Source organism: Pseudomonas sp. 300 (assembly GCF_055803035.1).
Genome location: NZ_JAVLRV010000002.1, coordinates 3,692,616 through 3,715,966, shown reverse-complemented (window position 1 = coordinate 3,715,966; position 23,351 = coordinate 3,692,616). Strand labels below are relative to the sequence as shown.

At 59.5% G+C, this 23,351-nt stretch carries 25 protein-coding genes and 1 tRNA gene; 8 read left to right on the top strand and 18 right to left on the bottom strand.

Annotation, left to right across the window (positions count from 1 at the left end):
• Positions 1-110: 110 nt before the first annotated feature.
• From Q7W83_RS23550 to Q7W83_RS23525, 6 genes are all read right to left on the bottom strand, one after another.
• Positions 111-710, bottom strand: coding sequence for a 50S ribosomal protein L25/general stress protein Ctc (locus tag Q7W83_RS23550; RefSeq protein WP_150633114.1), 600 nt, complete (start codon positions 708-710; stop codon positions 111-113).
• 141 nt (positions 711-851) lie between these two features.
• Positions 852-1,793, bottom strand: coding sequence for a ribose-phosphate pyrophosphokinase (locus Q7W83_RS23545; RefSeq protein ID WP_003208392.1), 942 nt, complete (start codon positions 1,791-1,793; stop codon positions 852-854).
• A gap of 45 nt (positions 1,794-1,838) precedes the next feature.
• Positions 1,839-1,913 (bottom strand) — tRNA-Gln (locus Q7W83_RS23540).
• Between the two features lie 36 nt (positions 1,914-1,949).
• A complete protein-coding gene (ispE, locus tag Q7W83_RS23535) occupies positions 1,950-2,801 on the bottom strand; it encodes a 4-(cytidine 5'-diphospho)-2-C-methyl-D-erythritol kinase (RefSeq protein WP_473657240.1) in 852 nt (283 codons plus the stop codon).
• Positions 2,802-2,803: 2 nt separating this feature from the next.
• Positions 2,804-3,421 carry a lipoprotein insertase outer membrane protein LolB gene (gene lolB / locus Q7W83_RS23530; protein ID WP_150633070.1) on the bottom strand — a complete coding sequence of 206 codons (618 nt, stop codon included), beginning with the start codon at positions 3,419-3,421 and terminating at the stop codon, positions 2,804-2,806.
• Between the two features lie 4 nt (positions 3,422-3,425).
• Positions 3,426-5,150: a tetratricopeptide repeat protein gene (locus Q7W83_RS23525; protein WP_150633071.1), complete on the bottom strand. Its 1,725-nt coding sequence runs from the start codon at positions 5,148-5,150 to the stop codon at positions 3,426-3,428.
• Between the two features lie 345 nt (positions 5,151-5,495).
• Here Q7W83_RS23525 and hemA point away from each other — a divergent pair, with 345 nt between their 5' ends.
• The 6 genes from hemA (at position 5,496) to Q7W83_RS23495 (ending at position 10,869) form a co-directional block, all read left to right on the top strand.
• The gene (gene hemA / locus Q7W83_RS23520) at positions 5,496-6,785 is read left to right on the top strand and encodes a glutamyl-tRNA reductase (RefSeq protein WP_150633072.1); all 1,290 of its coding nucleotides are present in this window, start codon (positions 5,496-5,498) and stop codon (positions 6,783-6,785) included.
• Positions 6,782-7,864: a peptide chain release factor 1 gene (gene prfA, locus Q7W83_RS23515; RefSeq protein WP_150633073.1), complete on the top strand. Its 1,083-nt coding sequence runs from the start codon at positions 6,782-6,784 to the stop codon at positions 7,862-7,864. The genes hemA and prfA overlap by 4 nt, the downstream gene beginning before the upstream one ends.
• Complete coding sequence (gene prmC, locus Q7W83_RS23510) at positions 7,865-8,695, top strand: peptide chain release factor N(5)-glutamine methyltransferase (protein WP_150633074.1); 831 nt, start codon at positions 7,865-7,867, stop codon at positions 8,693-8,695.
• Positions 8,689-9,444, top strand: coding sequence for a molybdopterin-synthase adenylyltransferase MoeB (locus tag Q7W83_RS23505; RefSeq protein WP_473657237.1), 756 nt, complete (start codon positions 8,689-8,691; stop codon positions 9,442-9,444). Before prmC ends, Q7W83_RS23505 begins: the two co-directional genes overlap by 7 nt.
• Entirely contained in the window at positions 9,437-10,228 is a 792-nt protein-coding gene (gene murI, locus Q7W83_RS23500; RefSeq protein WP_150639823.1) for a glutamate racemase, read from the top strand. Before Q7W83_RS23505 ends, murI begins: the two co-directional genes overlap by 8 nt.
• A gap of 122 nt (positions 10,229-10,350) precedes the next feature.
• Positions 10,351-10,869: an acyloxyacyl hydrolase gene (locus Q7W83_RS23495; RefSeq protein WP_150633077.1), complete on the top strand. Its 519-nt coding sequence runs from the start codon at positions 10,351-10,353 to the stop codon at positions 10,867-10,869.
• Positions 10,870-10,994: 125 nt separating this feature from the next.
• Here Q7W83_RS23495 and Q7W83_RS23490 read toward each other — a convergent pair whose 3' ends face one another.
• The 12 genes from Q7W83_RS23490 to Q7W83_RS23435 all read right to left on the bottom strand — a co-directional run bounded on the left by Q7W83_RS23490 (position 10,995) and on the right by Q7W83_RS23435 (position 21,142).
• Positions 10,995-11,300 carry a YkgJ family cysteine cluster protein gene (locus Q7W83_RS23490; protein WP_150633078.1) on the bottom strand — a complete coding sequence of 102 codons (306 nt, stop codon included), beginning with the start codon at positions 11,298-11,300 and terminating at the stop codon, positions 10,995-10,997.
• 53 nt (positions 11,301-11,353) lie between these two features.
• A complete protein-coding gene (locus tag Q7W83_RS23485) occupies positions 11,354-11,860 on the bottom strand; it encodes a DUF2878 domain-containing protein (protein ID WP_473657234.1) in 507 nt (168 codons plus the stop codon).
• Complete coding sequence (locus Q7W83_RS23480; RefSeq protein WP_150633080.1) at positions 11,853-13,124, bottom strand: SAM-dependent methyltransferase; 1,272 nt, start codon at positions 13,122-13,124, stop codon at positions 11,853-11,855. Before Q7W83_RS23480 ends, Q7W83_RS23485 begins: the two co-directional genes overlap by 8 nt.
• Positions 13,111-13,926: a DUF1365 domain-containing protein gene (locus Q7W83_RS23475; RefSeq protein WP_150633081.1), complete on the bottom strand. Its 816-nt coding sequence runs from the start codon at positions 13,924-13,926 to the stop codon at positions 13,111-13,113. The genes Q7W83_RS23480 and Q7W83_RS23475 overlap by 14 nt, the downstream gene beginning before the upstream one ends.
• Positions 13,923-15,170, bottom strand: a complete 1,248-nt coding sequence (locus Q7W83_RS23470) for an NAD(P)/FAD-dependent oxidoreductase (protein WP_150633082.1) — start codon at positions 15,168-15,170, stop codon at positions 13,923-13,925. The genes Q7W83_RS23475 and Q7W83_RS23470 overlap by 4 nt, the downstream gene beginning before the upstream one ends.
• Complete coding sequence (locus Q7W83_RS23465) at positions 15,167-15,949, bottom strand: SDR family NAD(P)-dependent oxidoreductase (RefSeq protein WP_150639821.1); 783 nt, start codon at positions 15,947-15,949, stop codon at positions 15,167-15,169. Before Q7W83_RS23465 ends, Q7W83_RS23470 begins: the two co-directional genes overlap by 4 nt.
• Entirely contained in the window at positions 15,946-16,368 is a 423-nt protein-coding gene (locus tag Q7W83_RS23460; RefSeq protein ID WP_150633084.1) for a nuclear transport factor 2 family protein, read from the bottom strand. Before Q7W83_RS23460 ends, Q7W83_RS23465 begins: the two co-directional genes overlap by 4 nt.
• The gene (phrB, locus tag Q7W83_RS23455; RefSeq protein WP_150639840.1) at positions 16,361-17,806 is read right to left on the bottom strand and encodes a deoxyribodipyrimidine photo-lyase; all 1,446 of its coding nucleotides are present in this window, start codon (positions 17,804-17,806) and stop codon (positions 16,361-16,363) included. Before phrB ends, Q7W83_RS23460 begins: the two co-directional genes overlap by 8 nt.
• Before the next feature lie 21 nt (positions 17,807-17,827).
• Entirely contained in the window at positions 17,828-18,769 is a 942-nt protein-coding gene (locus tag Q7W83_RS23450) for a MerR family transcriptional regulator (protein ID WP_473657228.1), read from the bottom strand.
• A complete protein-coding gene (locus Q7W83_RS23445) occupies positions 18,769-19,728 on the bottom strand; it encodes a YbgA family protein (RefSeq protein WP_473657226.1) in 960 nt (319 codons plus the stop codon). The genes Q7W83_RS23450 and Q7W83_RS23445 overlap by 1 nt, the downstream gene beginning before the upstream one ends.
• A 215-nt stretch (positions 19,729-19,943) precedes the next feature.
• Entirely contained in the window at positions 19,944-20,159 is a 216-nt protein-coding gene (locus tag Q7W83_RS23440; protein ID WP_473657223.1) for a TIGR02450 family Trp-rich protein, read from the bottom strand.
• The gene (locus Q7W83_RS23435; RefSeq protein WP_150633089.1) at positions 20,156-21,142 is read right to left on the bottom strand and encodes an NAD(P)/FAD-dependent oxidoreductase; all 987 of its coding nucleotides are present in this window, start codon (positions 21,140-21,142) and stop codon (positions 20,156-20,158) included. The genes Q7W83_RS23440 and Q7W83_RS23435 overlap by 4 nt, the downstream gene beginning before the upstream one ends.
• A 196-nt stretch (positions 21,143-21,338) precedes the next feature.
• Between Q7W83_RS23435 and Q7W83_RS23430 the strand changes: the two genes are divergently transcribed.
• The gene (locus Q7W83_RS23430; RefSeq protein WP_150639818.1) at positions 21,339-22,241 is read left to right on the top strand and encodes a TIGR01777 family oxidoreductase; all 903 of its coding nucleotides are present in this window, start codon (positions 21,339-21,341) and stop codon (positions 22,239-22,241) included.
• A gap of 13 nt (positions 22,242-22,254) precedes the next feature.
• Positions 22,255-23,280 carry a ferrochelatase gene (hemH, locus tag Q7W83_RS23425; RefSeq protein WP_150639817.1) on the top strand — a complete coding sequence of 342 codons (1,026 nt, stop codon included), beginning with the start codon at positions 22,255-22,257 and terminating at the stop codon, positions 23,278-23,280.
• Positions 23,281-23,351: the final 71 nt, after the last annotated feature.

Genomic DNA, 23,351 nt, shown 5'->3' with positions numbered 1-23,351 from the left:
GTGGACGACAAGTGCTCATTTACCATTATGTAAACTCCGCGTTCTCGCCCGCTTTCTCGCTACGTTCCAGTCCGCGATGTTACCTGGTCACTCCGGCATCACAGAGTGAATTACTCTGCAGCGCCTTCAGTAGCTTCTGGAGCAACACGTGGAGCGTGGACGTTGGCAACAGCCTTGTCATCGCCGTGTGCCAGAGCAACAAACTCAACGCCTTTAGGGGCTTTGAGGTCGGACAGGTGAATGATCGAACCGATTTCGGCGTTAGCCAGGTCGACTTCGATGAATTCAGGCAGGTCTTTCGGCAGGCAGGAAACTTCGATTTCAGCAACAACGTGCGAAATTTCGCCGCCTTTCTTGACCGGTGCTTCTTCGTTGACGAAGTGCACTGGAACGATAGCGGTCAGCTTTTGGCCGGCAACTACGCGTACAAAGTCAGCGTGCATCACGTGGCCTTTGGCCGGGTGACGTTGCAGAGCTTTGATGATTACGTTTTGCTTGGTGCCGCCAACGTTCAGCTCGATGATGTGGCTGTAAGCCGCTTCGTTTTCGAGCAGTTTGGCAACTTCTTTAGCCAGCATGCTGATGGATTCAGGGGCTTTTTCGCCACCGTAAACTACAGCTGGTACCAGGCTTGCGAGACGACGCAGGCGGCGGCTCGCACCTTTCCCCAGGTCGGAACGCACTTCAGCATTCAGAGTAAATTCGTTCATGTTGTATCTCCAAAATAACCACATTCGCCCCAGCGTTTGCGACCAGCGCTAAAGGCGATATGGGCAAAAAAGCCCCGCCCCGACAGGAATGCCGGGGCGGGGCGCTTTTCGTCAACGAGCTGTACGAGAAGGGCAGGGCCCTTAACGGAACATCGCGCTGATCGATTCTTCATTGCTGATGCGGCGGACCGCTTCGGCAACAACCGGCGCGATATCCAGTTGACGGATACGCGAGCAGGCTTGAGCAGCAGCGGACAACGGGATGGTGTTAGTCACCACCAGTTCGTCCAGCATGGAATTTTCAATGTTTTCGATCGCCCGACCGGACAGCACAGGGTGTGTGCAGTAGGCGAAAACCTTGGCAGCGCCATGCTCTTTCAAAGCCTTTGCCGCGTGGCACAGAGTGCCGGCGGTATCGACCATGTCATCGACCAGAATACAGGTACGCCCTTCGACATCACCGATGATATGCATCACTTCAGAGTGATTGGCTTTTTCACGGCGTTTGTCGATGATCCCGAGGTCCACGCCCAGGGATTTGGCAACAGCCCGTGCACGCACGACGCCGCCAATGTCCGGGGACACGATCATCAGGTTTTCGAAGCGCTGATCTTCAATGTCATCCACCAGAACCGGGGAGCCGTAGATGTTATCTACCGGAATATCGAAGAAACCCTGAATCTGGTCAGCATGCAGATCAACCGTGAGAACACGGTCGATGCCGACTACGGTAAGCATGTCAGCAACGACTTTCGCGCTGATAGCCACACGTGCGGAACGCGGACGGCGATCCTGACGGGCATAACCAAAGTAAGGAATAACAGCAGTAATACGAGTAGCCGAGGAGCGGCGGAAGGCATCAGCCATCACTACCAGTTCCATCAGGTTATCGTTGGTCGGAGCGCAAGTCGGCTGAATAATGAAGACATCTTTACCGCGGACGTTTTCATTGATCTCGGCTGTAATTTCGCCGTCGGAGAACTTACCGACAGAGATGTCACCGAGAGGGATATGCAGCTGACGTACAACACGCCGAGCCAGATCGGGGTTAGCATTCCCCGTAAAGACCATCATCTTGGACACGCGCAGTACCTAGAGGCTGAGGGTAACCTGGATGAGTATAGAAAATGGCAGGGGCGGCTGGATTCGAACCAACGCATGGCAGGATCAAAACCTGCTGCCTTACCGCTTGGCGACGCCCCTGTATCTGTTGCAACGATTACCCAGTAATCGGTTCCTTTAGAGCAGACTTTGCAGCTTGCGATGCAACATCGAAATGTTGCTTCCCTTTGCTACAAACCCTGTAAGGGTCTCTGTAAGAAGGGCCGAGACTTTATCAGCTTCAGCTTTGCTTGGGAAGCCCCCAAACACACAACTTCCAGTTCCGGTGAGTTTTGCTTCGGTAAATTTACCTAACAAATTCAATGCGTTACGTACATCTGGATAACGCCTTGCTACCACCGGTAAGCAGTCATTTCGACTGTTTCCCTTGGGAACGGGGCGCACTTTAATGGGAGAAGAGTTACGTGTCAACAACGGATCTGAAAAAATTTCTGCTGTACTTACAGAGACTTGCGGAACAAGCACGACATACCACGGTTCTTCGGGGTCTACAGGGGTGAGTTTTTCTCCCACGCCCTCGGCGAAAGCCGCGTGTCCACGCACGAAAACCGGGACGTCGGCGCCCAGCGTCAGGCCCAGTGCGGCCAGCCGATCCTCATCCCAGCCCAGTTGCCAGAGATGATTCAGACCGAGCAAAGTCGTCGCGGCGTTTGAGCTGCCGCCACCGATTCCACCGCCCATGGGCAGAATTTTTTCGATCCAGATGTCGATGCCGAGCGAACAACCGGATTGCTCCTGAAGTTTTTTTGCGGCACGAACAATCAGATTGCTGTCGTGAGGCACACCGTCGAATTCAGTGTGCAGTCGGATCACACCGTCGTCGCGCACAGCAAAGGTGATTTCATCGCCGTAGTCGAGAAACTGAAAAATCGTCTGCAACTCGTGGTAACCGTCTTCGCGGCGGCCGAGGATGTGCAGCATCAAATTGAGTTTGGCCGGGGAGGGCAGCGTCAAGCGTGGGGCAGTCATGTTCATTGCCCCAGTTTGCGCGGTTGCCATTCCTTGATCACCAGCGTGACGTCAAGGTCGGTGCCATGCAGTTTGATCCGCTCGGGCAGCCAATAGCCGTTTTGCTCGGCATAACTCAGGTATTCGACTTGCCAGCCATCCTGTTCCAGATTGGCCAGGCGGCTATCGGTATCCAGTGTCAGGCGGCTCTTGCTGTCGGGCGCCGGGAGTCCACGGACCCACCACGCCAGATGGGACACCGGCAACTTCCAGCCAAGCTGTTCTTCGAGCAGCACTTCCGGCGTCGGCGCTTCATAGCGCCCCTGATTGGCGACTTCCAGCGAGACCTTTCCGGGATGTCCGGTCAAGCGTGCGGCGCCACGACCCAGAGGGCCCGAAAGGCGAATGTCGTAATACGACTGGCGCTGCAACCAGAACAGCGTGCCGCTGCCCGAATCTTTTGGCGCGCGAATGCCTATCTTGCCGTTGATCTGCCAGCCGTCGAGACCGGTCAGTTGCTCTTTGTGAATGCGCCACAGACCGGCGTCACCCTGGCCCTGTACCGATTCGCGGGCGCCGAAGCCCGCGCAACCGGCGAGCAGGGCGATGAAACTGAAAACGATGAAGTGGCGCAAAAACATATTCTTAAAGAGTCTCTGATCCGGTCAGGCGCTTGATGGTGCCGCGCAGGATTGGGCTATCGGGTTGTTCCTTGAGGAATTTGCCCCAGATTTGTTTGGCTTCTCGCTGCTTGCCATTGGCCCACAGGACTTCGCCGAGGTGAGCGGCCACTTCCTGGTCGGGAAAGCGATCGAGCGCCTTGCGCAGCAGTTTTTCCGCTTCGTCGAGATTGCCCATGCGGAAATTCACCCAGCCGAGGCTGTCGAGTACCGCCGGGTCTTCCGGATTGATCTGGTGCGCCTGTTCGATCAGGGCTTTGGCTTCGGCATAACGCGTCGTGCGGTCGGACAGGGTGTAGCCGAGGGCGTTCAGCGCCATGGCGTTGTCCGGGTCGCGCTTGATGATCAGCCGCAGGTCTTTCTCCATCTGCGCCAGGTCATTGCGTTTTTCCGCCTGCATGGCGCGGGTGTACAGCAGATTCAGATCGTCCGGGTATTGCTGCAAGGCTTTGTGCAGAACATTCCAGGCCTTGTCCCCCTGTTTATTGGCGGACAACGTTTCGGCCTCGATCAGATACAGCTGAATCGCGTAATCGGGTTGTTCTTCGCGCTCGGTCGCCAGACGGCTTTGCGCCTCGGCGGTTTTGCCGTTGTTCATCAGGATATCGGCCTGGCGCAACTGCGCGGGCAGGTAGTCGTTACCGGGGCCGACCTGGGCGTATTCGATCAATGCGCCTTGGGGATCGTTACGCTCTTCAGCGATACGGCCAAGGTTAAGGTGTGCCGAGTCGACATGGCTTTCCCGGGCGATCAAGTCTTCGAGGTAACCCTTGGCTTCGTCCCAGGCCTTGGCTTCCAGGCACACCAGCGCCAGGGAGTAACGCAATTCGTCATCTTCCGGGTACTGCTGAACCAGGCTGGAGAACTCCGCTTTGGCGTCGTCCATGCGGTCCTGTTCGACCAGCATGCGGGCGTAGGTCAGGCGCAGGCGTTTGTCGTCCGGGTACTTCTTGATGCTTTTTTGCAGCAGCGGCAGGGCTTCATCGCCACGATTGAGCGTTTGCAGCAGGCGTGCGCGCAGCAGAATCGGGGCGATTTCACCGTCGTCCGGCGGATTGTCTTCCAGCAAGGCCAGCGAGCCTTTGCTGTCGCCGTCCTGTTGCATCAACAAGGCCTTGCCGAAAATCAGCTGGCTGTTGTTGGGATGACGCTGCAACAAACGGTCAAAACTTTTCATCAGGCCGTTGCGGGTTTCCTGATCGGTATCGGCCGCGGACAGGGCGAGGAAATCGAAATGCGTGTCGCCCTTGCCTTGCAGGACTTTCTCCATATAGACCATGGAGTCGTCATAACGCCCGGCGCGCGCCAATTGCACGGCCGCGGCTCGTTGCGCCTCGAGGTCGTCCGGAGCGTTTTTCGCCCAGATCAGCGCAGTGTCCAGGGCCGCCTGATCGGCGCCCAGGTACTCGGCGATGCGGAAGGCCCGCTCGGAGATGCCCGGATCCTGGGTGTTGATGGCCTGGGTCACGTAGTTGTCCAGCGCAATGTCGAAACGATTGCGTTGGCCAGCCAGCTCAGCGCTCAACAGGCTGAAGATGGTTTCTTCACTGAATGAGCTATAGACCTTGGGCTTTTCAGGGGCCGGAGTACTGTCTTCGACCGGCGGCGTACCGTCCGGTGAAACGGGTGCCATGACCTGGCAGCCGCTGAGGAAGACAAAAGCGAGGAGCAACGCGGAGGATCTATTCATATAGGAAGAGGACGACTAACCTGCGGTCGGATCATCATGACACAAGCCTTCGGCCAAACATAACCGGCCGGCCATTTTCCCGAATACGCCACACCCTGCAGGAGCTGGCTTGCCAGCGATGGTCGTCAACGATGACGTGTTTCCACAGGAAAGGCGCGGCGTCCGTGAGTCCAGCGCCGGCAAGCCGGCTCCTGCAGCGGGGCGGTATGCGGGGCAAAGTTTGTGTAAACGAGAAGCGCTCGCAACCCCGCGCATCGCCTGCCAAGGCAATAGAGATCGAGTGGTTGTTCTGAATCTGTCGAAGTAGGACAATTGCCGGCTTCACGTCACCATCAGCGACCTTGAATGGCCTTCCTTGCACTCGGTATTAACCACAAGACTGCTTCAGTAGACGTCCGCGAGCGCGTGGCCTTTACCCCTGAGCAACTGGTGGAGGCCTTGCAGCAGCTCTGCCGACTCACCGACAGCCGCGAAGCTGCGATCCTCTCCACCTGCAATCGCAGTGAGCTCTATATAGAACAGGATCACCTTTCGGCTGACGTTGTGTTGCGCTGGCTGGCCGATTATCACCATTTGAGCCTCGAAGAGCTGCGCGCGAGCGCTTATGTGCACGAGGATGATGCGGCAGTTCGTCACATGATGCGGGTCGCCTCCGGGCTCGATTCGCTGGTGCTGGGCGAGCCGCAGATCCTCGGCCAGATGAAATCCTGCTACGCCGTGGCCCGCGAGGCCGGCACCATCGGTCCGCTGCTCGGGCGTTTGTTTCAGGCGACGTTCAACGCGGCCAAGCAAGTGCGCACCGACACCGCCATCGGCGAGAACCCGGTGTCCGTGGCGTTTGCCGCGGTCAGCCTGGCGAAACAGATTTTCAGCGACCTGCAACGCAGCCAGGCCTTGCTGATCGGTGCCGGCGAAACCATCACCCTGGTCGCCCGCCATCTGCATGAGCTGGGGGTCAAGCGCATCGTCGTGGCCAACCGCACCCTGGAACGTGCAAGCATTCTGGCCGAACAGTTTGGCGCGCATGCCGTGTTGCTCTCGGACATTCCGGCAGAGCTGGTGCGCAGCGACATCGTCATCAGTTCCACTGCCAGCCAGTTGCCGATCCTCGGTAAAGGCGCGGTGGAAAGTGCCTTGAAACTGCGCAAGCACAAACCGATCTTCATGGTGGACATCGCCGTACCGCGTGATATCGAGCCTGAAGTCGGCGAGTTGGACGACGTTTACCTTTATAGCGTCGACGATCTCCACGAAGTGGTCGCCGAAAACCTCAAGAGCCGTCAAGGCGCTGCGCAAGCGGCGGAAGAGATGGTCACGGTCGGCGCCGAAGATTTCATGGTCCGCCTGCGCGAACTGGCAGCTGTGGACGTGCTCAAGGCCTATCGCCAACAGAGCGAGCGCCTGCGAGATGAAGAATTGCAGAAGGCCCAGCGGATGCTCGCCAACGGCAGCAGCGCCGAAGACGTCCTGGTGCAACTGGCGCGCGGCTTGACCAACAAACTCCTGCACGCCCCGAGCGTGCAGTTGAAAAAGCTCTCAGCCGAAGGTCGCCTCGACGCACTGGCCATGGCCCAGGAACTCTTTGCCCTCGGTGAGGGCTCATCGGATAGCTTTTCGGATAAAAAACCGCAATGAAAGCGTCACTGCTCAATAAGCTGGACATCCTCCAGGACCGTTTCGAGGAATTGACCGCGTTGCTTGGCGACGGCGAGGTCATTTCCGATCAGACCAAATTCCGCGCCTATTCCAAGGAATACGCGGAAGTCGAGCCGATTGTCGACGCCTATAAACAGTTGCTCAAAGTACAGAGCGACCTTGAAGGTGCCCAGGCACTGCTCAAGGACAGCGACCCGGACATGCGTGAAATGGCCGTGGAAGAAGTCCGCGAAGCCAAAGAGCAACTGATCGACATCGAAGCCAGCCTGCAACGCATGCTGCTGCCCAAGGACCCGAACGACGGGCGCAACGTGTTCCTTGAAATCCGCGCCGGCACCGGCGGTGACGAGGCGGCGATTTTCTCCGGCGACCTGTTCCGTATGTATTCGCGTTACGCCGAGCGGCGTGGCTGGCGGGTGGAGATTCTCTCTGAGAACATCGGCGAACACGGCGGCTATAAAGAAGTCATCGCCCGCGTCGAAGGCGACAACGTTTACGGCAAGCTGAAATTCGAATCCGGCGTGCACCGCGTGCAGCGGGTTCCGGCCACTGAATCCCAGGGGCGTATCCATACCTCGGCGTGCACCGTGGCAGTATTGCCCGAGCCGGACGAGCAGGAAGCGATCGAGATCAACCCGGCGGATTTGCGGGTCGATACCTACCGTTCTTCGGGTGCCGGTGGCCAGCACGTCAACAAGACGGACTCGGCGATCCGCATCACGCACTTGCCGTCCGGTATCGTCGTCGAGTGCCAGGAAGAACGTTCCCAGCACAAGAACCGCGCCCGGGCGATGTCCTGGCTGTCGGCCAAACTCAATGATCAGCAGACCAGCGCCGCCGCGAATGCCATCGCCAGCGAGCGTAAACTGCTGGTCGGTTCGGGGGATCGCTCCGAGCGCATCCGCACCTACAATTTTGCCCAGGGTCGGGTCACCGACCACCGGGTCAACCTGACCCTGTATTCGCTCGACGAAATTCTCGCGGGCGGTGTCGATGCCGTGATCGAACCGTTGCTGGCCGAATACCAAGCCGATCAATTGGCAGCGATAGGTGACTAAATGACGATCATTGCCAGTTTGTTGCGCGCTGCTGATTTACCCGACTCTCCGACGGCGCGCCTGGATGCCGAATTGTTGCTGGCGGCGGCGTTGGGCAAGTCCCGCAGTTTTTTGCACACCTGGCCGGAGCGCATCGTTCCGAGCGACGCCGCGCTTAAATTTGCCGAGTACCTGCAACGCCGTCGTGGCGGTGAGCCGGTGGCCTACATTCTGGGGCAGCAAGGTTTCTGGAAACTTGATCTGGAAGTCGCGCCGCACACCTTGATCCCGCGCCCGGACACCGAGTTGCTGGTTGAAGCCGCGCTGGAATTGTTGCCCGCCACCTCCGCGAAGGTCCTCGACCTTGGCACCGGCAGCGGTGCCATTGCGTTGGCGTTGGCCAGCGAGCGTCCAGCGTGGAACGTGACCGCTGTGGATCGCGTGCTCGAAGCCGTGGCCCTGGCCGAGCGCAATCGTCAGCGTTTGCACCTGAACAACGCCACCGTGCTGAGCAGTCACTGGTTCAGCGCTCTGGAAGGTCAGCGCTTTCAACTGATCATCAGCAATCCGCCGTACATTTCATCCACCGATCCGCATCTGGTGGAAGGCGATGTGCGTTTCGAACCGGCCAGTGCCTTGGTGGCTGGGGTCGACGGGCTCGACGATCTGCGTTTGATTGTCGCCCAGGCCCCGGATTATCTTGAGGCGGGCGGCTGGTTGATGCTCGAGCACGGTTACGATCAAGCCGAAGCCGTGCGCGATTTGCTGCAGACGCGCGGTTTTGATGAAGTCCACAGCCGCACCGATCTGGGCGGTCACCAACGGATCAGCCTGGGGCGCCTGCCGTGCTGAATGATCAGGAATTGTTGCGCTACAGTCGGCAGATTCTGTTGCAACACGTCGACATCGACGGCCAGTTGCGACTGAAAGAAAGCCGCGTGTTGATCGTCGGTCTCGGCGGACTCGGTTCGCCGGTTGCGCTGTATCTCGCCGCCGCTGGCGTCGGTGAGTTGCATCTGGCGGATTTCGACACCGTCGACCTGACCAACCTGCAACGCCAGATCGTTCACGACACCGACAGCGTCGGCCAGACCAAGGTCGATTCGGCCATTCGCCGACTGAGCGCAATCAACCCCGAGATCACCTTGGTCGCCCATCGCACTGCGCTGGACGAAGATTCTTTGGCGGCAGCGGTTGCCGCCGTGGATCTGGTGCTGGACTGTTCCGACAATTTTTCCACCCGCGAAGCGGTCAACGCCGCCTGCGTGGCCGCGGGCAAGTCGTTGGTCAGCGGTGCGGCGATTCGTCTCGAAGGTCAGTTGTCTGTGTTCGACCCGCGTCGCCCGGACAGTCCGTGCTACCACTGTTTATACGGGCACGGCAGCGAAGCTGAACTGACGTGCAGTGAAGCGGGGGTCGTCGGGCCATTGGTAGGACTGGTCGGCAGCCTTCAGGCGCTGGAAGCGCTGAAGCTGCTGGTGGGGTTCGGCGAGCCACTGGTAGGACGGCTGCTGTTGATCGATGCCTTGGGCTCGCGCTTCCGCGAATTGCGCGTCAAGCGTGATCCTGGCTGCAGCGTCTGCGGGCCGAAACATGCGTGAAGCGCCCATTGGCGTGTTCGACTCCGGGGTCGGTGGGCTGTCGGTGCTGGCCGAGGTCCAGCGTTTGCTGCCCAACGAGTCTCTGTTGTACGTCGCCGATTGCGGCAATATTCCCTACGGCGAGAAAACCCCGGAATTCATTCGCCATCGTTGCAGCGTGATGGCCGAGTTTTTTCAGGAGCAGGGCGCCAAGGCCCTGGTGCTGGCCTGCAACACGGCGACGGTTGCCGGTGTTGCCGATTTGCGGCGCGACTTTCCCGAGTGGCCCATCGTCGGCATGGAGCCTGCGGTCAAGCCGGCCGCCGCCGCGACCCGCAGCGGAGTGGTCGGTGTGCTCGCCACCACCGGCACCTTGCAGAGTGCCAAATTCGCCGCGTTACTCGACCGCTTCGCCACTGATGTGCGGGTGATCACTCAGCCGTGCCCGGGGCTGGTGGAGTTGATTGAAAACGGCGATCTGCACAGTCCTGCCCTGCGTGAGTTGCTGGCCCGCTATGTCGGGCCGCTGCTCGCGGCGGGCTGCGACACGATAATTCTCGGCTGCACGCATTACCCCTTTCTAAAGCCGTTGCTTAAGCAGATGATCCCTGAGGACATCAGCCTGATCGACACCGGCGCCGCCGTAGCGCGGCAACTTCAGCGGCTGTTGGCCGAGCGTGAATTGCTCGCTGACGGGCCTGTTCGCGCAGCACAATTCTGGACGAGTGCCGATCCGGAGCATTTCAGAAATATCTTGCCGATCCTGTGGAATAACCCGGGTGTTGTGCGAAGCTTCAACAGGTAAATGAATTTTTGGGGGACACGGGTAATTGGGGTGAACTTCTGATTAAGCGTCGACTTCTATAGTTTTAGTTTCGCTGAGCAACAAAAAAACCATACGAAATCGTTCGGGAAAGGATGTTTCTAATGAAGCGACTATTCTGCTTGGCCGCGATTGCGGCTGCTCTGATGGGGCAAAGTTTTACCGCGCAGGCGGCGGGCGTGGAGTTCGGGGTCGGCCAGACCAGCGATTCGACCATGACCTATCGACTGGGTATGCAGTTCGACTGGGACAAGAGCTGGTTGCAAAGTGATGTCGGTCGCCTGACTGGTTACTGGAGTGGCGCCTATACCTATTGGGAAGGCGACAAGACTTCCAGCAACAACAGCCTCTCGTTTTCGCCGGTCCTTGTTTATGAGTTTGCCGGTCAGAACGTCAAGCCCTATGTAGAACTCGGAGTTGGCGTGGCGTTGTTCTCGAATACCGAACTTGAAGACAACAAACTGGGCAGTGCCTTTCAGTTCGAAGACCGTTTCGGCTTCGGTCTGCGTTTTGCGGGCGGGCATGAAGTCGGGGTTCGTGCGACGCATTATTCCAATGCGGGGCTCAGCAGCCCGAACAATGGTGTAGAAAGTTACGCGTTGCACTACACGATGCCGTTGTAAGGCTCGGTCAAATGTGGGAGCGAGCCTGTTCGCGATAGCGCTCTAACGGTCAACGCTGATGTTGAATGTTAGTCCGTCATCGCGAGCAGGCTCGCTCCCCCATTAGTTCTTCGGTGGTCTGACTTTCAGCGATACGCCGTGGTAATCCCCTGGCGCTCTTCGATGCACTCCGGTGCGCCCATCTCGAACTCCCGGCAGATCAGCGGGCGTTTTTCGTAGATCGTGCACATCATGCTGTTGCGATCCAGCGCGGCGCACCAGCCGTCATCCAGGCGCAGCATGACTTCCCCACCCCAATCATCGGTATCGATAAAACGTTCGGGCACGCCGGTGTCGGTGATCAGCATCACTTCGAGCTGGCAGCAGCAGGCTGCGCAGGTCGAGCAGGTGACCGCCGGCTCGGCGATTTGCGTGTGGGGAATGGTTTTCATGGCGCGCAGTGTAAGTCAGTCGGTCAGCGCTGTGTGAAAGGCCTGACGGACGCTCAGCCGTGGGTGTTGGACGACGCCAGCCGTTGGGCCATGAAATGCAGCGTGGGAAACAGCAGCGCCCAGAGTAATCCGATACCGATCAGCGTCGGTAATTGGCCGTAAGGGAATTGCACTCCCGCCAGTTGTCCTCCCGCGTAATACGACAACGGTCCACCCACGGCGCCCAGCAAGCTGCCCAGCCACCAGGGCGTCGCGGTCCATTGCAGGCAATGCCGCAACGTCGTTGCCAGCAGCGCCCACAACAGCATCAGCCATAGAGGAATCAGCGGCGCGACATCGTTGAACTCGAACACCCCCAGCCAGCGCAATGAACTGTCGACGGTCGTGCCCAGCAGCACAACGCTGAGAATCAGCCGGCCTTCGTCCGCCCAACGACTTATCCACAGCAGATGAATCAACAAAGCGCCCAGCGCCACCAATAACCAAAGACTGTTGCCGCCGATCACGCAGGCAAGCCAGCCGAGCTGGAACAGCGCAGCGTTGGCCAGGCGTTCAAGCATCGAAACGGCCGAGCAGTGGCGCGGTAATCGCCGAAGGCTTGGCCAGCAGCAACTGCGCAGTGCCGATGGTGCGTTCCAGAAAGCCACCTTCGCAGTAGCACAGGTAAAACTCCCACAACCGCAGGAAATAATCGTCGTAGCCCAATTCGCTCAAACGGCCTTGGGCGCGGCGAAAGTTCTCATGCCACAGGCGCAAGGTTCGCGCATAGTGCAAGCCGAAATCCTCCATGTGCAGCAAGTTCATGTCGGTGTCGCGGCTGACGATCTCGAGCATTTTCTGCACGCAGGGCAGCGCACCGCCGGGGAAGATGTAACGCTGAATGAAGTCGACGCTGCCCTTGGCCTGCTCGTAGCGCTGCTCGCGGATGGTGATCGCCTGCAACAGCATCAAACCATTGCTCTTGAGCAAGTGCGCACACTGCTTGAAATAGGTCGGCAAAAAGCGATGGCCCACCGCTTCGATCATCTCGATCGACACCAGTTTGTCGTACTGCCCGGTAAGGTCGCGGTAGTCCTTGAGCAATAACGTGACCTGATCTTGCAACCCGAGGGTATCGATCCGTTGCGCGGTAAAGGCGTACTGCTCTTTCGACAGCGTGGTGGTGGTGACTTTGCAACCATAATGCTGCGCCGCGTACAGCGCCATGCTGCCCCAGCCGGTGCCGATTTCCAGCAGGTGATCGCTGGGTTTGAGGTCGAGCTTCTGGCAGATCCGCTCCAGTTTGTTCAACTGCGCCTGTTCCAGACTGTCCTCGGGGCTCAGAAATTGCGCCGCCGAATACATCATGGTCGGGTCGAGAAACTGTTCGAACAGGTCATTGCCCAGGTCGTAGTGCGCAGCGATGTTTTTCTGCGAACCCTTGCGCGTATTGCGATTGAGCCAATGCAGGCCTTGAACGAACGGACGGCCGAGTTTTGCCAGGCCGCCTTCCAGCGCATCCAGCACATCAAGGTTGCTGACGAACACGCGAACCACCGCCGTCAGGTCCGGCGAACTCCAGTAACCGTGGATGAACGCCTCGCCCGCGCCAATCGAACCGTTACTGGCCACCAGTCCCCACGCTGCGGCGTCGAGGATATGAATTTCCCCCAGCAAATGGCTGCCAGCGGTGCCGAAGACATGCCGCTCGCCGTCTTCGACGACCACCAGTTGCCCGTGCTTGAGGTGCGCCAGTTGCCGCAACACACCGCGACGCAGCAACGTCCCGGTCAGGCCGTTGGTGCGTCGCGTTGTGGCTTTGGCCGAGACACTAGAGGATTTCATGGCGGCGATCCTTGGGCGGAACGGTGGCGGTTTGAAAGCTGCCATCGGCAGCTTGATGAGCAAATATCGGCGCGCGTTTGAGCAGCAGGCGCAGGGCCTGCCAATAAATCGCCAGACAGGTTTTCGCGGTCATCCACGGAAAACGCCGCAAGTAACGGTGCAGGCTGGCGCGACTCAGGGCTTCGCGTTTCAGGTTGAGCGTGGCGTCGAACAGCTTCAGTTCGCCCTGCCAGTCGGCCATGTGCACGCCGAGCTTTTTCGCGACGGGGCTGAAGCTCATGCGATGTTCGAGATCGCGTGGCAGGAACGGCGACACATGAAAGGCCTTGGCCACGGCGAAATGCTGATGGAAATCGCCCAGGTCCTCCGGCGCCCTGGCCGGCAACACGTAGTGATAACGCTCGCGCCATGGGGTATTGGTGACTTCGGCAAGAATCGCCGCCAGTTGGCCGTCGGCTTCATAACAATAGAAAAAACTCACCGGATTGAACGCCAGGCCCCAACTGCGAGGCTGCGTCAGCAGGCACACCGGCCCTTGTGGCGCATGACCAATGGCCAGGCGGACCTGTTCGCGCACCGCATCGATCAGGCGCATGCCGTTGCCGGTGAAGGTTTTGAGGTAGTCGCTTTCGCGAAACGAAAACGGCGAGAAACGGTGGTTGCCCGACAGCGGTGACAACCCGAGCACGGCGTCCTGTTCATCGAGATCGAGGTACAGCAGGCCGATCCGGTAACGGAATTCATGGCGTCTTGGGGCAAACCGTCGATGGGCGATCCAGCCGCTGTAGAGTGCGCTGTTCACAGCACCTCCCCGAACGAGCGGGCCACGCGCAACGCGCTGACCACGCCGTCTTCATGGAAACCGTTGGCCCAGTAGGCGCCGCAATAAAAGCTGTGTTGCGCGCCGTTCAATTCTTCCCAGCGCGCCTGCGCGGCCACGGCCGCCAGGCTGTATTGCGGATGGGCGTAGGTGAATCGGCCGAGCACCATGGATGGGCTGATGCCGGCGCTCTGGTTAAGGCTGACGCAGAACGTGGTGTCGCTCTGGATACCTTGCAGGATGTTCATGTCATAGGTGACCGCGGCCAGCGTATGGCCGGCGCCGCCGAGGCGATAGTTCCAACTGGCCCAGGCGAGTTTGCGCGACGGTAGCAGGCGCGTGTCGGTGTGCAGCACCACTTCGTTGTCGGCGTAGGGCAGGGCGCCGAGGATCGACCGTTCGGCAGCGCTCGGTTCGGCCAGCAGTTTCAGCGCCTGATCGCTGTGACAGGCGAACACCACTTTGTCGAAGCGCTCGCTGCCGGCGCTGCTGTGGATCACGACGCCATCGGCATCGCGCTCGACGCGCGTCACGGGACAGTTGAGGCGGATCTTCTGGTGAAAGGTCGCGGTCAACGGTGCGATGTAAGCACTCGAACCGCCCTCGATCACCCGCCATTGCGGGCGATTGCTGACCGACAGCAAACCGTGATTCTTGAAAAACCGCACAAAGAATTGCAGCGGAAAATTCAGCATCTGCGCCATCGGCATCGACCAGATCGCTGCGCCCATCGGCACGATGTAATGCAGGATGAACCGCTCACCGTAACCGCCGGCCTTGAGGTATTCATCGAGGGTGGTGTCCGCCGCGATCCGCCCCTCGGACAGGTCGAGTTGAGCGCGCTTGTTGAAGCGCAGAATGTCCCGCAGCATGCCCCAGAACCCCGGCGACAGCAGATTGCGACGCTGAGCGAACAGGCTGTTGAGGTTGTTGCCGTTGTACTCCAGGCCGCTGTCCGGATCGGTGACCGAGAAACTCATTTCTGTCGCTTTGAAACCCACGCCGATCTGGCCCAACAGGCGAATGAAATTCGGGTACGTCCAGTCGTTGAACACGATGAAACCGGTGTCCACGGCATATCGCTGGCCATCGACCTGCACGTCCACGGTGTGGGTATGGCCGCCGACCCGGTCGCCGGCCTCGAACAGGGTGATCTCGTGACTGCGATTCAGCAGATAAGCGCTGGTCAGCCCCGAGATGCCGCTGCCTATGATAGCGATGTTCACGGCACGTCCTTGATCGGCGGACTGCTGCGCACCATGCGTTTGCCGATGGCGAGCTTCACCCGGTTGGGCATTTTCGACAGCGGCCAGAGCGCCGCCATGAACAACGCCGGGAAAGCGATCTCCAGTGGCCGGTTTTTCAGTTTGGCGAAGATGTGTTGTGCAGCTTTGCCCACCGGCCAACTGAGCGGCATCGGAAAGTCGTTCTTCGCCGTCAGCGGTGTGTCGACGAACCCCGGGCTGACCACAGTGACTTCGATGCCTTCGGGCGCGAGGTCAATGCGCAACGATTCGAACAGATAACGCAGCCCGGCCTTCGACGCGCCATACGCCTCCGCCCGTGGCAGCGGCAGGTACGTCACCGAACTGGCGACGCCCACCAGATGCGGCGCGGTGCCTTTGCGCAACAGCGGCAGTGCGGCTTCGATGCAGTAACTGCTGGCCAGCAGATTGGTGCGCACCACGTGCTCGACGAGCGACGAATCGAACTGCTTAACGTCGACGTATTCGCAGGTGCCGGCATTGAGAATCACCGTATCCAGCGAGCCCCAGTCATGCGCGATTTGCTCGCCGATTTCGCGTACGGTCTGGCTGTTGGTCAGATCACCCGCCACCACCAGCACTTGCCCGGGATAGCGTTGCGACAAGACTTTCAGCGGTGGCAGTGAGCGTGCACTCACCGCCAGATGGGCGCCGGTTTTCAAAATTTCCTCGGCCAGCGCGGCGCCAATGCCGCTGCTGGCCCCGGTCAGCCAATATCGTCGTGGAGGTGTAAGACTCATCCCATTCTCCTTTTCAGCCAGGCGATTGCCCGGCCCAACACGGGTACATGTTCGTAAAGCAGTGCCCCGGCATCGAAGTAATCCCGGTGGCGATAAACCTTGTCACGCCAGAGCACGTGCGAGCAGCCATCCACCCGAATCAAGCGTCCGCCAGCGAGGCGCGGATGGCGGTAACTCATGACCCAGCGCAGATAACCTTCGCCTTCGCCGATCTGGTCGAAGCCGTAAAAATCAAAACGCAGCTCACGTACGTTGGCGTAGAGCTCACTGAAATAGCTGCGCAAATGCTCGATGCCCTTTACGTCGTGCAACGGATCGGTGAAGTGCACGTCGTTGGCATACAACTCATTCAGGCGCTGCAGGTTGTCTTTGTTCAGCTCGGCAAACTGGCGGGCAAAGCGGCGCAGAAAATCACTCATAACCACCTCCGGCATTTTGTCGTGATGGCAGGTTTTTGAACGCGGCCAATGCGCGCGCGCGACTCGTATTTAGATTGACGATTGGCGAGGGATAACCTGCCACCCCAAACAAACCGCCAAGGTTCGCCGGGTTGTGCACGTCTTTCTTGTTCAGCCCGGCGAGCTCCGGCAGCCAGTGCTTGATGAACAAGCCTTCGCTGTCGAATTTTTCCGATTGGCTGAGCGGGTTGAAAATCCGGAAGTAGGGCGCGGAGTCGGTGCCGGTGGATGAGCTCCACTGCCAGCCGCCGTTGTTCGCCGCGAGGTCGCCATCGATCAGGTGCTGCATGAAAAAACGTTCGCCTTCACGCCAGTCGATCAACAGATTCTTTGTGAGGAACATCGCCACGACCATGCGCAAACGGTTGTGCATCCAGCCGGTTTCGAGCAGTTGGCGCATGGCCGCGTCGATGATCGGCAGACCGGTGCGCGCTTCTTGCCAGGCCGCCAGTTCTTCGGGGACGTCGCGCCAGGCCAGGGCTTCGGTTTCCGGGCGGAAAGCGCGGTGACGGGAGACGCGCGGGTAGCCCACCAGAATGTGTTTGTAGAACTCGCGCCAGAGCAATTCGTTGATCCAGGTGACGGCGCCGACTTTGCCGCTTTCGAACTCGCCCTGATTGCTTTGCAGGGCGGCGTGCAAGCACTGGCGTGGGGAAATCACGCCGGCCGCGAGGTAAGCCGACAGTTGACTGGTGCCGGGTTTGGCCGGGAAGTCGCGTTCACTTTTGTAGTAGTCGATCTGCGCATCGGCGAAGGTGTCGAGGCGGCGCCGGGCTTCGGCTTCACCGGCGGGCCACAGCGCGCGCAAGGTATCGCCGGGCGTGGCGAAGCCCGCAACGCTTGAGGGGATTTCATCGCTGTCGACAGTCAGGCGCGATTGAGCGATTGGCGCGCTCACCAGGCTCGGCAACGACCTGTGCAGACGGTCGTAGCAAACCTTGCGGAACTGACTGAAGACCTGGAAGTACGTGCCGGTTTTGGTCAGCACGGTGCCAGGCTTGAACAGCAGCTGATCGAGGTAGCTATGGAAGTCGATACCCTTGGTTTTCAATGCGTCGGCTACCGCCGCATCACGACGGCTTTCGTGAATGCCGTACTCCTCGTTGACGTGCACCGCGTCGATCTTCAACTGCTGGCACAGATCGAGCAAAACCTTCGGCGCTTCATCCCAGCGAGAGGCCGTGCGGATCAGCAACGGGATGTTCAACTCGCCGAGTGCGCGGCTCAGTTCGCGGAGGTTGCGCAGCCAGAAATCCACTTTGCACGGCGCGTCGTCATGCTCGCGCCATTGTTCCGGGCTCAACAAGTACACCGCCACGCTCGGACCCCGGGAAGCGGCGGCCGAGAGGGCGGTGTTGTCATGTAGGCGCAAGTCGCTGCGCAGCCAGATCAATTGCATGGTGGTGTCCGTACGATTCATTTAAATAAGCCCGCGCTGAACCAGGTCCTGATGCGCCGATAACGGATCTTCGGCCAGGAACAATTCAGCAATCTCTGTGGTTTTTACGGACAACTCGGCGTGGTGGATGCACACCGTTGGTCCGGCAATCATTTTTGGGCAATTGACGCCGTTGAAAAGTTTCGGCAACTGCCCAAGGTTCATGGCTTTGCTGGAATACAGCAGTACACCGCGAGCTTGCAGGTGATCGACCGCCAGTGCGAGTTCACCCGCCGGCAGCGGCCAGTCGAACACTTCCACCGGGCAATCGGCGCTGCTGATCAACCACGCGGTGAGCCACAGATGGGGTTCCAGCGGCAGGTCGGAGTGATTGATCAACAGCAGCGGTGCGGTGCGCAATTGACGATTGTTATGGTAGATGCGCGCGCCAAATTTGCTGCGTAACCAGGAGTAAAAAAACACGCGCTCCATCTGCGCGCCAAACTGGCCCTGCCAGCGTTGTTCAAGCTCGGCCAGCAACGGCATCAGCAGTTGTTCACACAAGGTCCGCGGCGGGTACAACGCGATCGCCTGGTTGACGCTGTCATCGAGGGTGCGTTCGTTGAGCGAAGTGACCGATTGCAACAGCGTGTTGCACAGCACCTGCCAATCGTTTTCGACCGATTCGCTTAAGGCTTGCGGGGAGTCGAGCAGTTGCTTGACCTGGCTGACCGCCACGCCGCGATTGAGCCAGGTGAGGATCGTCAGGATGCGTTGCACGTGTTCGTCGCTGAACAGCCGATGCCCTTTGGGCGTGCGTTGCGGCACGATCAGCCCGTAACGTCGTTCCCAGGCGCGCAAGGTGACGGCGTTGACGCCGGTCTGCCGGGCCACTTCACGAATCGGCAGCCAGCCTTCATCGAGGGCTTTTTTGAAGTCGGCGCCGAGGTCTTCGCGGGCACTGGTATCGATTGGGGTTTTCATCAGATCGCGTTTCGCAGGCTGAGGTTTTCCGGGTGCGGTTGCAGGTAAACCTGTTGCGCAATGTAGGGATCCGGGTGTTGGCGAAAGTGATGTTTGAGCAGCGTCAGCGGCACCACCAGCGGCACGATGCCGTGAAGGTATTGGCCGATGACGTGTTGCACTTCCTGTTTGTCTTCAGCGCTGATGACCTGCTTGAGGTAACCGCTGATGTGTTGCAGGACATTGGTGTGGGTGCGGCGCGTTGCGCATTTGCTCAAGGCCGTCATCAGTTCGCTGAAATAGCGTGGGCCGAGTTCTTTCGGGTCAATCTGGCCCATGTTGCCCAGCAGATTGCCCAGGGTTTTGTACTGCACCGGGTTGTGGGCCATCAGCAGGTATTTGTAGCGCGAGTGAAATTCCGTCAGGGCGCGGCGAGTCAGGCCGGCTTGCAGCAACTGTTGCCAGGCGCTGTAGGCGAACACCCGGGTGAGAAAGTTTTCCCGCAGCACCGGGTCGTTGAGCCGACCGTCTTCTTCCACCGGCAGGTCCGGGTGCAACGCGCAGAAAGCCTGGGCATAGATGCCTCGGCCACCGCCGTCTACCGGTGCACCGTTGGCGTGGTAGACCTTGACTCGATCCAGCCCGCACGACGGCGATTTCTGCATGAAGATGTAGCCGCAGATATCGTCCAGCTCGGAGGCCATTCTCTGGCCGTAGTCGGCCAGCGGCCGGGTGACATTCAGTTCGGGGTTAACAGTGCCGATGGCTTCAGGGTTTTCAGCATCGCCGACCAGCCGGATGGGCTGGCGAGGAATGCCCAGGCCGATGGCGACTTCCGGGCACACCGGAACGAAATCGAAATACTCGGTGAGGGTGCGGCTGCACAGCCGCGATTCCTTGTGCCCGCCATTGAAACGCACCTCGGCGCCCATCAGGCAGGCGCTGATGGCGATTTTCGGTTTCGCGCTGGCTTGGGACATCGGAGCACCTCGAATCTAAACCTGTACAGAACTCAATTTCTGTACAACATGTACTTCATCATAGATTCAAAGGTGTACAAGTCAATTTATTTGTATAGGTTTTTGCGGGGGCCTGTAGGAGCGAGGCTGCTCACGATGAACCTGAGACCGCTGAGGCGTGTCAGGTTTAAAGCTTCAGCGTTGACGGACATCGCGAGCTCGCTTCTACAGGCGATCTATTTCCAGCCTAGGATCCAGGTGTCGCTGTTTTTCAGCGATTGCCAGTCGAGCCGTTCACTGCGCTTGGTCAGCACCGCCTGTAATTCGATGTCCAGCACCGTGCCTTCCTCGTCGCGGAACAGCTCGGTGACCAGAAAATGTTTTTCGCGGTTTTGCGGCTGGGCTGCTGTCCATTTCGACAGCAGCAATTTGCTCGGGTTGATGCGGTTCATTGCAGGTGCTCGTGCAGGCGGCGAGCGGCTTCCTGACCACTGAGCCATGCCCCCTCGACACGACCGGAAAGGCACCAGTCGCCACAGGCGTAAAGGCCCAGATCGGCATCGGCCAGCGTGCCCCATTCATGGCTGCTGGCGGGGCGGGCGTAGAGCCAGCGGTGTGCCAGACTGAAGCTCGGCGCCGGCATGGCGCTGTGGAGCAGCTCGGCGAACGCACCGTGCAATTGCTCGATCACCGCTTCCTTGGACAGGTCGATATGTTGTCGGCTCCAGGTGCTGGTCGCGTGCAGAACCCAAGTGTCCTTGGTGTTGTCGCGCCCTGGTTTGCTGCGGTTGCGCGCCAGCCAGTCGAGTGGGCTGTCCTGCACGAAACAGCCTTCGATGGGCGTGTCCAGCGGTGTATCGAAGGCCAGTGCAACGGCCCAGGTCGGGTCCATTTTGACCCCGGCGGCGGCACCCGCGAGTTTCGGCGCGGAGGCCAGCAGGGCGGTCGCTTGCGGGGCAGGCGTGGCGACCACCACATGACTGAACGGGCCATGGGTAAAGCCTTCGGCATCTTGCAGATGCCAGTGCTCTTCGCCGCGATAGACCTCGGTGATGCGGCAGGCAAAATGCACTTCCAGATCGCCGAGCAGGCCACGGGTGATGGCGCTCATGCGTGGCGTGCCGACCCAGCGCGTCTGTTCGTCCGGCGACAGGTTGAGCTGGCCACCGTGGTAGGTGTAGAGCTGCGGCGTCCACTCGGCGACCCAGCCTTTGGCTTGCCAGCGCTGGACTTCCGTGACAAAGCGGCGATCACGCGCAGTGAAATATTGCGCGCCCATGTCCAGCACACCCGCATCGCTGCGCTTGCTCGACATGCGTCCGCCACTGCCGCGGCTCTTATCGAAAAGTTGAACGACATGCCCCGTGTCCGTAAGGGCCTGGGCGGCTGAGAGCCCGGCGATGCCGGTGCCGATGATTGCGATAGGTACAGTCATAGGGGCCTCGTTTACCTTTCTGTACAGACTACGCCGTGGATTAAACCTGTACAATATTGTTTTTTGGTATAACTTTTAGCGTTCTCGTTCTGACAGCTTGGCCTATTGTTAAACACAGACACTGCCCGATATCAAAGATCCCTGCTTATAAAAATAGACTAGTGATCAGGGTAAAACGCCACGCGAGGAAGAAGTCATGCACATATTGCTGACCGGCGGTACTGGTTTGATAGGACGTCAGCTCTGCCGCCACTGGTTGAGTCAGGGCCATCAACTGACTGTCTGGAGCCGGACCCCGGCCAACGTCGCGAAAATCTGCGGCGCCCAAGTGCGCGCGGTCGCCCGACTCGAGGACCTCGGTCAGGAACCGGTGGATGCGATTATCAACCTCGCGGGTGCGCCGATTGCCGACCGGCTCTGGACTCACCGGCGTAAAGCCTTGCTGTGGAGCAGCCGCATCACCCTGACGGAAACCTTGCTGGCGTGGCTCGATACCCGCGAACAGAAACCGCAGGTGTTGATTTCGGGCTCTGCCGTTGGCTGGTACGGCGACGGCGGCGAGCGCGAGTTGACTGAACAATCACCACCGGTGATCGATGATTTTGCCAGTCAGTTGTGCATTGCCTGGGAAGAAACCGCGCAGCGTGCCGAGGCCTTGGGCATTCGTGTGATCCTGATTCGCACGGGGCTGGTGTTGTCAGCCGAGGGCGGCTTTTTGTCGCGGCTGTTGTTGCCGTTCAAACTGGGGCTGGGCGGGCCTCTGGGCAGTGGTCGGCAGTGGATGCCGTGGATCCATATCAAGGATCAAATCGCCCTGATTGATTTTCTTCTGCATCGGAAAGACGCTAGCGGTCCTTATAATGCCTGCGCGCCCAAACCGGTGCGCAATCGCGAATTTGCCAAGACGCTGGGCAGCGTGCTGCATCGCCCGGCGTTCATGCCCATGCCGACCTTGGCCTTGAAGGTGGGCCTGGGCGAATTGTCATTGCTGTTGCTGGGCGGCCAGAAGGCCGTACCGGCTCGCTTGCTGGAAGCGGGTTTCACTTTCCAGTTCACTGATTTGCGCGCGGCTCTGGACGACTTGTCCAGCCGCCTTTGAAATAGGACGTTGCATGACCGATCACGCGTTGCTTCTGGTCAACCTGGGTTCACCTGCCTCCACGTCGGTGGCGGATGTGCGCAGCTACCTCAATCAATTTCTGATGGACCCGTACGTGATCGACCTGCCATGGCCGGTGCGCCGTTTGCTGGTCTCGCTGATTCTGATCAAGCGCCCGGAGCAGTCGGCCCACGCCTATGCCTCGATCTGGTGGGAGGAGGGCTCGCCACTGGTGGTGCTCAGTCGTCGCTTGCAGCAGGCCATGACCGCACAGTGGAAACACGGACCGGTGGAGCTGGCAATGCGTTATGGCGAGCCGTCGATTGAATCGAAACTGCTGCAATTGGTCGCCCAAGGGCACAAGCGAATCACCCTCGCACCGCTGTACCCGCAGTTCGCCGACAGCACCGTGACGACGGTGATCGAGGAAGCCAAGCGGGTGGTGCGGGAGAAGAACCTCGACGTGCAGTTGTCGATCCTTCAGCCGTTCTACGACCAGCCGGAATACCTCGACGCATTGGTGGCCAGTGCCAAACCTTATCTGGAGCAGGATCACGATCATCTGCTGCTGAGCTTCCACGGTTTGCCGGAGCGGCACCTGAAGAAGATCGACCCTACCGGTCACCATTGTTTCCAAAGCGATAATTGCTGCCTGAACGCTTCGCCAGAAGTATTGGCGACCTGCTACCGCGCCCAATGCCTGCGCACTGCCGCCGAGTTCGCCAAGCGGCTGGGGTTGGCGGACGGCAAATGGTCGGTGGCGTTTCAGTCGCGGCTGGGCCGGGCGAAATGGATCGAACCCTACACCGAAGCGCGCCTCGATGAGTTGGCGGGAATGGGCGTGAGGAAGGTGTTGGTGATGTGCCCGGCGTTCGTTGCCGATTGCATCGAGACGCTGGAAGAGATCGGTGATCGCGGCGCAGAGCAGTTCCGCGAAGCGGGAGGGGAGGAGTTGGTGCTGGTGCCGTGTCTCAACGATGATCCGCAGTGGGCGAAGGCGTTGAGCACATTGTGCGAAAGAGCGCCGTTGGCACTTTAAAAGCATCGTCGGAACGCCGCCCGGGGCAAGCCCGCTCCCACAGGTTTTGCGCAAATCCTGTGGGAGCGGGC